Consider the following 13,734-nt stretch of genomic DNA (forward strand, 5'->3'; position numbering starts at 1 on the left):
CCTGTGGCGAGGGAGCTTGCTCCCGCTTGAGTGCGCAGCACTCACAAAATCCTCATCGACTGCAAAGATTTTGGGGCCGCTTCGCGACCCAGCGGGAGCAAGCTCCCTCGCCACAACAAGCCCGCCTTCACTTCAAGGTGTGTTTCCTACAACGCCAACGGCGCTCTTTCACACAATACGTTCAACGCCTCGGCCCATTGCGGATCATCGTTGAGGCACGGCACCAGCACCAACTCCTCCCCTCCCGCTTCGCGGAACTGCTCCTTCCCGCGATCACCGATCTCTTCCAGGGTTTCGATGCAATCGGAGACGAACGCCGGGCACATCACCAGGACTTTCTTCACGCCGCTTTTGGCCAACTCATCAAGGCGCGCTTCGGTGTAGGGTTCGATCCACTTGGCCCGGCCCAGACGCGACTGGAACGACACCGACCATTTGCCATCCGGCAAGCCCAGGAGCCGGGCAAACTCTGACGCAGTGCGCAGGCATTGAGCACGGTAGCAGGTGGCTAATACTTCCGGTGAAGCGTTCTGACAGCAATTTTCGCTTTTAAAGCAATGGTGACCGGTGGGGTCGATCTTGGTCAGGTGCCGCTCCGGCAAACCATGAAAGCTCAGCAGCAGGTGATCGTAATCCTGCTGCAAATATGGCGTAGCGCTGGCCACCAGGGCATCGAGGTATTCCGGCTGATCGTAGAACGGCTGGAGAATCGAGAACTGCACGTCGAGTTTCTTCTCCCGCACCACTCGCTTGGCTTCTTCGATCACCGTGGTCACGGTGCTGTCGGCGAACTGCGGATAGAGCGGCGCCAGGGTGATTTTTTTGTGACCCTGAGCCGCCAGACGAACCAGCGTCGACTCAATGGATGGCTCGCCGTAGCGCATCGCCAGTTCCACCGGCCCGTGGGTCCACTGCGCGGTCATGGCCCGTTGCAGACGACGGCTGAGCACCACCAATGGCGAGCCGTCCGCCCACCAGATCGACGCATAAGCGTGGGCCGATTGCTCTGGGCGCTTGATCAGAATCAACGACACCAGCAAACGCCGCACCGGCCACGGCAGGTCGATCACATACGGGTCCATCAGAAATTGATTGAGGTAGCTGCGCACATCCGCTACCGAGGTGGAAGCAGGTGAACCCAGGTTGACCAGAAGCAGCGCGTGATCGGTCATGTAACGTCCTATTTCAGAGGCGGCTGGACAGATCGTCCAACGCCGCGCGCAAATCAGTGAACTGGAAAGTGAAGCCCGCTTCCAGCAAGCGAGCCGGCATGGCCTTCTGACCACCCAGCAGCAACAATGACAACTCGCCCAGGCCCACCTTCAACACGAGAGTCGGCATCGGCATGAACGCCGGACGATGCAACACGCTGCCCAACGTTTGGGCGAATTCGCGATTGCGTACCGGCTTGGGCGCGCAGGCATTATATGGACCGCTGGCCTCATTGCGGTGCAGAAGAAAATCAATCAGGGCGATTTGATCCTTGATATGAATCCACGGCATCCACTGCCGACCACTGCCGAGCGGCCCGCCTAGCCCTAGTTTGAACGGCAACAACAGCCGTGACAAAAAGCCGCCCTCGGCGGACAGTACCAACCCGGTACGAATGAGGATAACGCGAATGCCCAAGGCTTCGGCGCGCTGCGCGGTTTCCTCCCAGGCGACGCACAACTGGCTGGCGAAATCATCAATGACCGGTGGAGATTCTTCAGTCAACTCCCGCTCACCACCGTCGCCGTACCAACCGATCGCGGAGCCAGAAATCAATACCTGCGGTTTCTGCTCGCGGCTTTCGAGCCAGGCCAATAGGGTTTCGGTCAGGGTAATCCGGCTGCTCCACAACAACGCTTTGCGTTTATGAGTCCAGAGCCGATCGGCAATCGGTGCCCCCGCGAGGTTGATAATGGCATCCACCGGTTCTTGACCCAAGTCCTCAAGCCGTGCGATTCCACGAACCTGAGTGCCACAGACTTTGGCGACTTTGGCAGGCGTGCGACTCCAGATCGTCAGGCGATGTCCCTGGCTCAACCAGTGTTGGCAGAGTTGACGTCCTATCAAACCAGTACCGCCGGTCAGCAATATGTGCATGACATCTTCCTCGCGTGGCGTTTTACCCTGATCACTAGTCTATTTTTATAAGCAGGGATCTTTGGTATCGGGCAGGCTCTGTGCTTAACAATAGGCCAAGCTGTCAGAACGAGAACGCTAAAAGTTATACCAAAAAACAATATTGTACAGGTTTGAACCACGGCGTAGTCTGTACAGAAAGGTAAACGAGGCCCCTATGACTGTACCTATCGCAATCATCGGCACCGGCATCGCCGGACTCTCAGCCGCCCAGGCCCTTACGGAGGCCGGGCATGTCGTTCAACTTTTCGATAAAAGCCGCGGCAGTGGCGGACGCATGTCGAGCAAGCGCAGCGATGCGGGTGCTCTGGACATGGGCGCGCAATATTTCACTGCCCGCGACCGCCGCTTCGTCACCGAAGTCCAGCGCTGGCAAGCCAACGGCTGGGTCGCCGTATGGACGCCGCAGCTCTATACCTTTCACGGCGGCCAGCTCAGGCCTTCGCCGGACGAACAGACACGCTGGGTCGGCACACCACGCATGAGCGCGATCACGCGCGGCCTGCTCGGTGATCTGGAAGTGCATTTCGCTTGCCGCATCACCGAGGTCTATCGCGGTGAAGAACACTGGCACCTGCAAGACGCCGAGGGTTTCACTCACGGTCCATTCAGCCATGTCGTCATCGCCACGCCCGCCCCTCAGGCGACCGCACTGCTGGCGGCCGCGCCGAAACTCGCCGGGGCCGCTGCCGGGGTAAAAATGGAACCCACCTGGGCCGTCGCCCTGGCGTTCGACACGCCACTGGAAACCGCCATCGAAGGTTGCTTCGTGCAGGACAGTCCTCTCGACTGGCTGGCGCGCAACCGCAGCAAGCCGGGACGCGACACCACCCTCGACACCTGGGTGCTGCACGCCACCAGTCCCTGGAGCCGGCAGCATATCGACCTGCCCAAGGAAGCGGTGATCGAGCAATTGCACGGAGCCTTTGCCGAACTGCTGCACGACGCCATGCCTGCTCCGACTTTCAGTCTCGCTCACCGCTGGCTGTATGCCCGGCCGGCCAGCAGCCATGAATGGGGTGCCCTGGCCGATGCCGATCTGGGCCTGTATGTGTGCGGTGACTGGTGCCTGTCTGGCCGTGTCGAAGGTGCCTGGCTCAGTGGTCAGGAAGCAGCCCGCCGGCTGCATGAACACCTGCAGTGAATTGAATCAAGTCCTGCCCATCGCTGCTGTCGACATGGGCAGCAGCCCCGCAAAAACCTATACAAAAAATTTGACTTGTACACCTTTGAATCTATGATGAAGTCATGTTGTACAGACCTAATTATCTGTACAGATCTGGATTCGAGGCGCTCCGATGCCCCCTACAGCCATGAAACCCAAAATCGCCATCAGCGCCTGCCTGATGGGAGCCGAAGTGCGTTTCAACGGCGGGCACAAAGCATCGCGGCTGTGCAGCATTACCCTCATCGATTATTTCGATTTCGTCCCGGTGTGCCCGGAAGTCGCCATTGGCCTGGGTATCCCTCGCCAACCAATCCGGCTGGTCGGCAACCCTGCACATCCGGAGGCTGTCGGCACGATCCATCCGGAGATCAACGTCACCCGACCGCTGGCCGAGTACGGTCAAAAAATGGCGATGGAGTTGGGCGACATCTGCGGCTATATCTTCATGCAGAAATCCCCTTCGTGCGGGCTGGAACGGGTCAAGGTCTACCACGACAATGGCGCGCCAGTGGACGGCGGTAGCCGTGGCATCTACGCCCAAGCCTTCTGTGCGTTGCATCCTGATCTACCGGTGGAAGAAGACGGCCGCCTCAACGACCCGGTGCTGCGGGAAAACTTCCTCACCCGCGTGTTCGCCTACAGCGCCTGGCAGCAGTTGCTGCACACAGGCCTGACCCGGCGCAGCCTTACTGACTTTCACTCGCGCTACAAATACCTGTTGATGGCCCACAACCCGGTGCAATACAAAACCCTGGGCAACTTGCTGGGCAACATGGGCCAGTCCGATCTCGAAGAACTCGGCCCGCGCTATTTCAGCGAGCTGATGGTGGCCCTGAAAAAATGCGCCACACGCCGCACCCATACCAACGTGCTGCAGCACCTCAGCGGCTATCTCAAACAAGTCATCAGCCCTGAAGACAAACAGGAAGTGCAGCACGTCATCGGCCAGTATCGCCAGGGAATCGTGCCGCTGGTGGTGCCATTGACGCTGCTCAAACACTACTTTCGCCAACACCCGGATCCATATATTGCGCAACAGGTTTACCTGCAACCGCACCCGGAAAACCTCAGCCTGCGAAACGCGATTTAATGAAAAATCCACCGGACACCAGCGCCAGCGAAGACCTTGGCAGCGACTTCAAGAAGGCCTTGGACGCTGGTTGGCTGCCTATTCGTGAAGTGGCCCGGCAGACCGGGGTCAATGCCGTCACCTTACGCGCCTGGGAACGGCGCTATGGGTTGATCGTGCCCCAGCGTACGCCCAAGGGACATCGGCTGTTCTGTGCCGAACACGTTCAACGGATCCTGACGATCCTCACCTGGCTCAATCGCGGCGTGGCTGTCAGCCAGGTCAAACAACTGCTCGACACGCCTCAGGGGCTTACCGATCCCATCGGGAACGATTGGCTGGTGCTGCGCCAGACACTGCTGCAAGCGGTCACTCAGCTGGCCGAACGCACCCTCGATGACACGGTGAATCAGGCGATGGCGCTGTATCCGCCACGCACCTTGTGTGAAAAATTGTTGATGCCGTTGCTGGCGGAACTGGAACAACGCTGGCAAGGCCAGTTCGGCGCGCAGATGGAGCGGGTGTTTGTTTATTCCTGGTTGCGCAGCAAATTCGGCGCGAGGATCTACCATAACAATCGTCAGTTACGCACCGCGCCGCTGCTGCTGATCAATCACTCGGACCTGCCGCTGGAGCCTTATCTGTGGCTCACCGCCTGGCTGATCAGCAGCGTCGATTGCCCGGTGGAAGTCTTCGACTGGCCGCTCCCCGCTGGCGAACTTGCGCTGGCGGTCGATCACCTGCAAGCCCGCGGCGTACTGCTGTATTCCAGCAAAGCCATGAATCTTTCGCAGCTGACGAAACTTTTGAATGGCGTCAGCTGCCCAAAAATGATTGCCGGATCAACGGTGCGTATTCACCACACCGAGTTATCCGCAAGAACCGCCGCCATCGCTGACTTGTCCCTGGCCGAAGACCCGTTGTCGGCCCATCAGGGCCTGATTCAGCGTGGGCTCATTTAAATCGGATTTTTAATGGATCGCGCGGATACCACCATGCAATTGATCTGGCTGCGCAGCGACTTGCGTCTACATGACAACACCGCCCTCTCGGCCGCCGCAGCGCGCGGCTCGAGTGTGGCTGTGTATTTGCTGAGTCCGCAGCAATGGCTGGCGCATGACGATGCGCCGTGCAAAGTGGATTTCTGGCTGCGCAACCTGAGCGAATTACGCCATGCGCTGGGCGCCCTGAACATCCCGCTGCTGATTCGCAAGGCGTCCCGTTGGGATGAGGCACCGAAAGTCCTGCTCGAGTTGTGCCAGCAATTGAAGATCGACGCAGTGCACGTCAACGAGGAATACGGCATTCATGAAACCCGTCGTGATGCTGCGGTGGCCCAAGCCCTGAAAGCCCAGGGCATCGACTTTTACAGCTACCTCGATCAACTGCTGTTCAAGCCTGGCACCGTGATGTCCAGAACCGGTACCTATTTCCAGGTCTTCAGCCAGTTCCGCAAGGTCTGCTACGAACGTTTGCACGCATCATTGCCGAGATTGGTTACCGCCCCCGCCATTCAGGCGTCACTGGGTATCGCCAGCGACGAACCGCCCTCTCGTGTCGAGGGTTTCGACACGCCCAGCGACAGTTTGCGTGCTCTCTGGCCGGCCGGCGAAGCCGAGGCCCGACGCCGCCTCGAGACCTTTACCGACGCGCAGATCGACTATTACCACAGCGAGCGCGATTTCCCGGCAAAACCCGGCACCAGCCAACTCTCGGCCTATCTCACCGCTGGGGTCATCTCCCCGCGCCAGTGTTTGCACGCCGCGTTGCGAAGCAATCAGGGGGAGTTCGAAGGCGGCAAGGTCGGTGCGGTCACCTGGATCAACGAGTTGCTGTGGCGCGAATTCTACAAACACATTCTGGTGGGCTACCCACGGGTCTCTCGGCACCGCGCCTTTCGCCCGGAAACCGAAGCCCTCGCCTGGCGTGACGCCTCGGAAGACCTCAAGGCCTGGCAACAAGGCCGTACCGGCCTGCCGATCATTGATGCCGCCATGCGCCAATTGCTGGAGACCGGCTGGATGCACAACCGTTTGCGCATGATCGTGGCAATGTTCCTGACCAAAAACCTGCTGATCGACTGGCGTGAAGGCGAGCGTTTCTTCATGCGGCATCTGATTGACGGCGATCTGGCAGCGAACAACGGTGGCTGGCAGTGGAGTTCGTCCACCGGCACCGATTCGGCGCCCTACTTCCGGATTTTCAACCCACTGAGCCAGTCGGAAAAATTCGACGCCGACGGGGTTTTCATCAAGCATTGGTTGCCGCAGATCAATGAAATGAGCAAAAAAGACCTGCACAATCCCGCGAGACTCGATGGATTATTCGGGGTAACGGATTATCCATCGCCTATCGTCAACCTGAGCACTTCCCGCGAACGGGCCCTGGCCGCGTTCAAAAACCTGCCATCCCGACAGGGTTTATCACCACCGGAATTAAGTTGATGCCGCCGCATTGCGTTATAAATACGGTGTTGAGCCGGGAAATTATCTGGTTAAAAAGGGAATTGGGATGAGTCGCACACCTCCAAGGCGATACTGGTTGACCGGTGCCAGCAACGGTATTGGTGCCGCGCTGGCCGAAGAAATACTGAAAGCCGGTGCCCATCTGGCCATCAGCTCCCGCTCATTGGCGCCATTGAAAGCCCTGTCTCAGCGTTATCCCGGACAAGTGCTGGTGGTCGCGGGTGATTTGACCAACGGCCAACAGGTGCGCGAAATCGGCGAGCAGATTGCCAACGAATGGGGTTCTCTGGACACCATGATCCTCAACGCGGGCACCTGCGAATACGTCGACGCCCATCAGTTCGACTCGTCAATCATCGAGCACATCGTGCGTACCAACCTGCTTGCCAGCAGCTATTGCATCGAAGCCGCCCGGCCCCTGCTGCAGGCGGGTACTGCGCCGCACCTGGTAGGCATGGCCAGCTCGGTGACCTATCTGCCCCTGCCACGGGCAGAAGCCTACGGCGATTCAAAGCCCGGGTTGCGTCATCTTTTCGAGTCGTTGCGCATCGACGTGAAGCCGGAAAACATCGAAATGACCGTGGTCAGTCCAGGGGTTATCGATACACCTCTGAACAACGACCTCTCGACACACGTCGGCTGGTCGGCAGACAAAGCTGCGCGATACCTCTTCGACATGCTCAAGCATCGTCCACTGGAGCTCTCCTTACCGGAACTGCTCATGCCTGTCCTTTGGCCTCTGCCGCAAAAGCCCGGCCAGACGGGACTGGAAATAGGCAAGCGCAGGGAGCGAAACAATCCGCCGATCGAGGATCTGCCGTGAAGCCTGAGCGTCCGTCAGGCCTTTCACACAGCGTGGGCTCACTGCCTTACACTGCGTGCCATGAAAACCATTCCCCACACGCAAATCGTCGAACCTGCGGTCACCTGCTCAACCTGCGCGGCCTGCTGTTGCCAGCTTGAAGTCATGCTGATCACCGACACCGGCGTGCCCGAGCGTTTTATCGATACCGATGATTGGGGCGGGGAAGTCATGCTGCGACTGGATGACGGCTGGTGCGCCGCGCTGGATCGCAACAGCATGATGTGCACCATCTACGAAAAACGTCCGCTGATCTGCCGGGAGTTCGAAATGGGCGCACCGGAATGCATCACCGAACGCCAGGGGATTGCGACGGCGTATCGGTGACGGCCAGATCACCCGATACCAATGTGGGAGCGAGCGGTGGCGAGGGGGCTTGCCCCCGTTGGGTGGCGAAGCGACCCCGGCATTTCAAAGTTAAACCGCATGTAAAGGATTTACGACTGCTTCGCAGCCGAACGGGGGCAAGCCCCCTCGCCACAGTCCGCTCCCAAATTTAAGACATCGCTGGCTTACAACGGCATCGTGTAATGCAGCGAGTAACTCTCTACGCCATCGTTCGGGCTGCTGATCCCGCCATTGGAATAGTGCGTGGCGCGAATCCCCACTTCATGTCCGCCGGTAAAGCGCAGACCAAACCCGAAACGGTCTTCGAACTGAAAGGCCCCGCCAAGTTTGTTGTCTTCGACTTCGGTGTTGGCAAACACCGCGATACCGATACCCGCCTCAACATAGGGTTTGATGGTCTGACCGGCAAACTCATACACCAGCACCGGCGAGAATGACAAACTGTGATTGCTCGACGTTTCATCGCCCTCCCAATAGGTGTAAGCGCCGCTCCAGTAGCCGGTCAAGCGACCGATGTCACTCTGAAGCCAGCTTTTGTCCCAATCGAATTGCATCCCCAATCGGTAGGTCATGGTCGAATCGCTGGTCTGGCCGACCCCGAATTCCACCCCTGCTGCCTGTGCGGTAAAACTGTGCCCCATCAATGCGGTCGCAATCGCGGCCAAGCAGAATAGTCGCTTCATTAGAAACATCCTTTTCCGAACAATTTCGTATGGTTTTTATGCTGCCCAACAGACAAAGCTATAGAAGTTGAAGCTTGATCAGAAGTTCAGCTCAATTATTCGTGTCATCTCTTTTTTATCTACAAGTCGAAGCTTTGCACAACACCCGTCGAATGCCATAAAACCGGCAAGATATTCCTGAAATGTTCCGGATCCGCACTCGTCCAGAACCGGGCAGCGCGAGCAGGTCCCTCGGCCAGCAACTCACGCTCGGCCAACAATCGTTGAAGCTGCCGTGCCACAGCGGCACCGGTATCGATCAGGCTGATGTTCTGGGGGATCATCTGCTTAAGCAGTGGCTTTAGAAAGGGATAATGCGTGCAGCCAAGAATGATCGTGTCTGCACCTGCAGCCAGCAGCGGATCGACATACCCTTGCAGCAACTGACGCAATGCCTCGCTGTGCAAATCGCCATTTTCAATCAGCTCCACCAACCCTGGGCATGGCTGGGTGATGACTCGCACATCGGCGGCGAAACGGTCGAGCAAGGCGGCGAACTTGGCACTCTGTAAAGTGCCGGTGGTGGCGAGTACGCCAACTACACCGCTGCGCGTCGCCGCTGCTGCCGGTTTGACCGCGGGCTCCATGCCGACGATGGGCCACTCGGGGAAATCGCGCCGCAAGTCCGCAACTCCCGCGACGGTCGCGGTGTTGCAAGCGAGCACCAGCGCCTTGGCGCCCTGCTGCTGAAAGAACTGCGCCATGACACTGCAACGCTGACTGATGAATGCCGGGGATTTCTCACCGTAGGGAATATTCCCGCAATCGCCGAGGTACAACAGAGATTCGTTGGGCAGCAACTGCTGAATCTCGGCCAGTACCGACAGCCCTCCGACGCCGGAATCGAACACTCCAATCGGCGCTTCACGCATGGCTTGACCCGCAGACGCTGCAACCCGGATCACGCTTGACCCGCAATTCACGGAAGCGAGTGCCCAAGGCATCGATCAATAACAAACGCCCCACCAGCGGTTCACCGAACCCCACCAGCAATTTCAGCGCTTCGAGGGCTTGCAGGCTACCGACCAGGCCCACCAACGGACCGAGTACACCGGCCTCGCTGCAGGTCAGCTCGGCTTCGCTGCCGTGCCCGTATAAACAGTGGTAGCACGGGCTTTCCGGACGACGAGGGTCGAAGACCGACAATTGCCCTTCCAGCCGAATCGCCGCGCCGCTGACCAGCGGTTTGCGCGCAGCCACACACGCGGCGTTGACCGCTTCGCGGGTGGAAAAATTATCGGAACAGTCCAGCACCAGATCCACCGCCGCAACTGCTGCCGCCAGGGAATCCTCATCCAGGGCGGAGCGATGGGCAATCAGCTGAATCTCGGGATTGATCGCGGTCAGGCGACGGATCGCCGAATCGACCTTGCTCAGGCCGACGCTGTCGGTGTCGTGAACGATCTGGCGTTGCAGATTGGTCAGGTCGACCGTGTCGAAGTCCGCCAGATGCAACTCACCGATACCGGCCGCCGCCAGATACAGCGCAACCGGTGATCCGAGACCGCCGAGGCCGACAATCAGCACGCGGCTTTCTTTGAGCCGTAACTGACCGTCGATGTCGACGTGTTGCAGCAGAATCTGCCGGCTATAGCGCAGTAATTCCTGATCATTCAGCACGGCAAGCGCCCCAGACTGATGCGTTCGTGACCGCCCAGATCGGTGCGACTGTGGACCTCTTCAAAGCCGCGGGTCAGCAGCAAATCGCGCACGGCCTCGGCTTGATCGTAACCATGTTCGAGCATCAACCAGCCACCCACCTCAAGATGATCCGGTGCCTGATCGACGATCAGACGCAAATCGTCGAGCCCATCGACGCCGGCCACCAAGGCACTGGCTGGCTCGAAGCGCACGTCGCCCTCCGCCAGATGCGGATCGGTCGAAGCAATGTAGGGCGGATTGCTGATGATCAATTGAAAGCGTTGGCCTTCCAAAGCGCTGAACCAATGGCTACTCAGCACCGTGGCGTTGTTCAGGTGCAGCCGCTGGCGATTGCGCTCGGCCAGGGCCACGGCTTCCAGCACGCGATCCACGGCGGTGACTTTCCAGACCGGACGTTCGCTGGCCAGGGCCAGGGCGATGGCGCCACTGCCGGTGCCCAAATCGAGCACCAAGGCCTGTGTGGCCGGCAACAGTTCCAGCGCGGTCTCTACCAGCAATTCGGTGTCGGGACGTGGAATCAGCGTGTGAGGTGCGACTTCCAGATCGAGTTTCCAGAAGCCTTGCTGCCCCAGAATGTAGGCCACCGGCTCACCGCTACGGCGGCGCTGCAGGTACTCGGCAAACTTCAGTGCCGCTTCGCTCGGGACGATACGTTCAGGCCAGGTGTGCAGAAAACTGCGGGACTTGCCCAAGGCAGCCGCCAGCAGCAATTCGGCATCCAGACGCGCGGTGGGCGAGTCGGGCAAATCAGCGGCGCGCAACAAACTGGCAATGATCGTCATTTACTCACCTATCGCTGCCAATTGGTCGGCCTGGAATTCGGCCAGCAGCGGTTCGATCACCGCATCCACGCCACCGGCGAGAATTTCGTCGAGCGAATACAGCGTCAGATTGACCCGGTGGTCGGTGACCCGGCCTTGGGCAAAGTTATAGGTGCGAATACGCTCGGAGCGGTCACCGGAACCTACCAGCAACTTACGCTCGCTAGCGATTGCGTTCGCGGCGGCGCTGGTCTGTTGGTCGTTAAGCTTGGCCGACAGCCAGGACATCGCCCGGGCGCGGTTCTTGTGCTGGGAACGTTCTTCCTGGCACTCGACGACAATGCCGGACGGCAAGTGCGTGATACGAATCGCCGAGTCGGTCTTGTTGACGTGCTGACCACCGGCACCGGAGGAGCGATAGGTGTCGACCCGCAGATCCGCCGGATTGATCTCGATCGCTTCCTGCTCGTCCGGCTCGGGCAACACGGCCACGGTGCAGGCCGAGGTGTGGATGCGGCCCTGGGATTCAGTGGCCGGAACCCGCTGTACACGGTGCGCACCGGACTCGAACTTCAGCTTACCGTAAACGTTCTCGCCTTCGACCCGGGCAATGACTTCTTTATAGCCGCCGTGTTCACCTTCGTTCTCCGAGAGAATCTCTACCCGCCAGCCACGCCGCTCGGCGTAACGCGAATACATGCGGAACAGATCGCCGGAGAAAATCGCGGCTTCGTCACCGCCGGTGCCGGCACGGATCTCGAGGAATACGTTGCGCCCGTCGTTGGGATCTTTGGGCAGCAGCATGCGTTGCAGTTGGGCTTCGATTTCGATCAGTTGCTCTTTGGCTTCGCGGACTTCTTCCACGGCCATTTCGCGCATGTCCGGGTCGCTGTCCTTGAGCAGCGCCTGAGCCCCTTCGAGGTCGCCCTGCACTTTAAGCAGCTGTTTATAGGTGCCAACGATCGGCTCGACTTCCGCGTATTCCTTGGAATAGGTGCGGAACTTGTTTTGATCGGAAATGACCTCGCCGTCGCCAAGCAGGGCGGTCAATTCCTCGAAACGGTCCTGGAGGATGTCCAGCTTATTGAGCAGTGACGCTTTCATTGCGGTTTTTTATCCGAAAAGCTATCCGATGAGCCCTCACCGAGGGCAAAGAGTTCCTGGGCCATGGCCAGCGCATCGAGGCGGCCTTCGGCAGAGAGCTTTTTCAATTGCACGCTCGGAGCATGCAAGAGTTTGTTGGTCAGGCCGCGGGCCAGTTGCACCAGCACGTCTTCGGCGCTGCTGCCATTGGCGAGCATGCGCTGGGCTTTCTGCAATTCTTCGTCGCGCATGCGTTCGCTTTGTTGACGATAGGCCTTGAGCACATCCACCGCCGCCAGTTCGCGCAGGCGAACCATGAAATCTTCGGCACCGATCGACACCATCTCTTCGGCGGCCTGGGCTGCGCCCTGACGGCTCTTGAGGTTTTCGGCGACCACTTCGTGGAGATCGTCGACGCTATATAGGTATACGTCGTCCAACTCGCCGACTTCCGGTTCGATATCCCGAGGGACGGCGATATCCACCATGAAAATCGGCTTGTGCTTGCGCAATTTCAAGGCACTTTCAACCGCGCCTTTACCGAGAATCGGCAACTGGCTGGCGGTGGAACTGATGACGATGTCGCTGCGCACCAGTTCTGCCGGGATGTCTGAGAGCAGCACTGCGTGGGCGCCGAACTGTTCGGCCAGAATGCTCGCGCGCTCCAGGGTGCGGTTGGCGACCACGATTCGCTTCACACCCAGCTCATGCAGATGGCGGGCGACCAGGGTGATGGTCTCGCCGGCGCCAATCAACAAAGCCTGGCTGCGTTGCAAATCACTGAAAATCTGTTTCGCCAGGCTGACCGCGGCAAACGCCACGGATACCGGGTTTTCGCCGATGGCGGTGTCGGTCCGCACCTGTTTGGCCGCATTGAACGTGGCCTGGAACAACCTTCCGAGCAGCGGACCGATGGTGCCGGCCTCGCGAGCGACAGCGTAGGCCGATTTCATCTGACCGAGAATCTGCGGCTCACCCAACACCAGCGAATCGAGCCCGGAGGCAACCCGCATCATGTGACGAACTGCCGCATCATCTTCGTGCACATAAGCGCTCGCGCGCAGCTCATCGAGGCTCAAATGATGATAATCGGCCAGCCAGCGCAATATGATGTCAGCCGAAAGGTGATCCTGTTCTATATACAGTTCACTGCGATTGCAGGTGGAGAGGATCGCAGCTTCGCGGCTGTCGGTGAGTCGGCAGAGCTGCTGCAAGGCCTCAACCAGCTGCTCAGGGGTAAAGGCCACGCGCTCGCGGACGTCTACTGAAGCAGTCTTGTGGTTAATACCGAGTGCAAGGAAGGCCATTCAAGGTCGCTGATGGTGACGTGAAGCCGACAATTGTCCTACTTCGACAGAGCCAGAACAACCACTCGATATCTATCGCTCCTGTAAGAACTGCCAAAGGCTGCGATCCGTTCTCGTTTACAAGGGCGCCGGGCCTGCGGGGATTGCCCGCGCGGGTAAA

At 59.1% G+C, this 13,734-nt stretch carries 14 protein-coding genes; 6 read left to right on the forward strand and 8 right to left on the reverse strand.

What is annotated here, in order from left to right; translation table 11 throughout:
• Window positions 1–146: 146 nt before the first annotated feature.
• Together hemH and JFU11_RS24055 are read right to left on the reverse strand one after the other, a co-directional pair.
• On the reverse strand, window positions 147–1,172 hold the full coding sequence (gene hemH, locus JFU11_RS24050) for a ferrochelatase (protein WP_201062289.1): 1,026 nt from the start codon (window positions 1,170–1,172) through the stop codon (window positions 147–149).
• A gap of 13 nt (window positions 1,173–1,185) precedes the next feature.
• On the reverse strand, window positions 1,186–2,088 hold the full coding sequence (locus JFU11_RS24055; protein ID WP_201062290.1) for a TIGR01777 family oxidoreductase: 903 nt from the start codon (window positions 2,086–2,088) through the stop codon (window positions 1,186–1,188).
• 196 nt (window positions 2,089–2,284) lie between these two features.
• On the opposite strand from JFU11_RS24055, the gene JFU11_RS24060 reads away from it, so the two are divergent.
• From JFU11_RS24060 to JFU11_RS24085, 6 genes are all read left to right on the forward strand, one after another.
• Entirely contained in the window at window positions 2,285–3,271 is a 987-nt protein-coding gene (locus JFU11_RS24060) for an FAD-dependent oxidoreductase (RefSeq protein WP_123719511.1), read from the forward strand.
• A gap of 154 nt (window positions 3,272–3,425) precedes the next feature.
• Window positions 3,426–4,385, forward strand: coding sequence for a DUF523 and DUF1722 domain-containing protein (locus JFU11_RS24065; RefSeq protein ID WP_201062291.1), 960 nt, complete (start codon window positions 3,426–3,428; stop codon window positions 4,383–4,385).
• On the forward strand, window positions 4,385–5,326 hold the full coding sequence (locus JFU11_RS24070) for a MerR family transcriptional regulator (RefSeq protein ID WP_201062292.1): 942 nt from the start codon (window positions 4,385–4,387) through the stop codon (window positions 5,324–5,326). Before JFU11_RS24065 ends, JFU11_RS24070 begins: the two co-directional genes overlap by 1 nt.
• A 33-nt stretch (window positions 5,327–5,359) precedes the next feature.
• Window positions 5,360–6,808 (forward strand): deoxyribodipyrimidine photo-lyase, encoded by a 1,449-nt coding sequence (gene phrB, locus JFU11_RS24075; RefSeq protein WP_201062293.1) that lies wholly within the window; start codon window positions 5,360–5,362, stop codon window positions 6,806–6,808.
• A gap of 67 nt (window positions 6,809–6,875) precedes the next feature.
• Window positions 6,876–7,652 carry an SDR family oxidoreductase gene (locus JFU11_RS24080; RefSeq protein WP_201062294.1) on the forward strand — a complete coding sequence of 259 codons (777 nt, stop codon included), beginning with the start codon at window positions 6,876–6,878 and terminating at the stop codon, window positions 7,650–7,652.
• A gap of 60 nt (window positions 7,653–7,712) precedes the next feature.
• The gene (locus tag JFU11_RS24085; protein ID WP_201062295.1) at window positions 7,713–8,018 is read left to right on the forward strand and encodes a YkgJ family cysteine cluster protein; all 306 of its coding nucleotides are present in this window, start codon (window positions 7,713–7,715) and stop codon (window positions 8,016–8,018) included.
• A gap of 185 nt (window positions 8,019–8,203) precedes the next feature.
• Here the strand turns inward: JFU11_RS24085 and JFU11_RS24090 are convergent, their stop codons facing one another.
• From JFU11_RS24090 to hemA, 6 genes are all read right to left on the reverse strand, one after another.
• Window positions 8,204–8,722, reverse strand: coding sequence for an acyloxyacyl hydrolase (locus JFU11_RS24090; protein ID WP_123719515.1), 519 nt, complete (start codon window positions 8,720–8,722; stop codon window positions 8,204–8,206).
• A gap of 119 nt (window positions 8,723–8,841) precedes the next feature.
• Window positions 8,842–9,633, reverse strand: coding sequence for a glutamate racemase (murI, locus tag JFU11_RS24095; protein ID WP_123719516.1), 792 nt, complete (start codon window positions 9,631–9,633; stop codon window positions 8,842–8,844).
• Window positions 9,626–10,381: a molybdopterin-synthase adenylyltransferase MoeB gene (locus tag JFU11_RS24100; protein ID WP_123719517.1), complete on the reverse strand. Its 756-nt coding sequence runs from the start codon at window positions 10,379–10,381 to the stop codon at window positions 9,626–9,628. The genes murI and JFU11_RS24100 overlap by 8 nt, the downstream gene beginning before the upstream one ends.
• Window positions 10,375–11,205 (reverse strand): peptide chain release factor N(5)-glutamine methyltransferase, encoded by an 831-nt coding sequence (gene prmC, locus JFU11_RS24105; RefSeq protein ID WP_201062296.1) that lies wholly within the window; start codon window positions 11,203–11,205, stop codon window positions 10,375–10,377. Before prmC ends, JFU11_RS24100 begins: the two co-directional genes overlap by 7 nt.
• The gene (gene prfA / locus JFU11_RS24110) at window positions 11,206–12,288 is read right to left on the reverse strand and encodes a peptide chain release factor 1 (RefSeq protein WP_123359226.1); all 1,083 of its coding nucleotides are present in this window, start codon (window positions 12,286–12,288) and stop codon (window positions 11,206–11,208) included.
• Window positions 12,285–13,574: a glutamyl-tRNA reductase gene (hemA, locus tag JFU11_RS24115; RefSeq protein WP_123359227.1), complete on the reverse strand. Its 1,290-nt coding sequence runs from the start codon at window positions 13,572–13,574 to the stop codon at window positions 12,285–12,287. Before hemA ends, prfA begins: the two co-directional genes overlap by 4 nt.
• Between the last annotated feature and the right edge of the window lie 160 nt (window positions 13,575–13,734).

Origin of the sequence: Pseudomonas sp. TH37, from assembly GCF_016650735.1 — a bacterium.
GTDB classification, from domain to species: Bacteria; Pseudomonadota; Gammaproteobacteria; order Pseudomonadales; family Pseudomonadaceae; genus Aquipseudomonas; species Aquipseudomonas farris.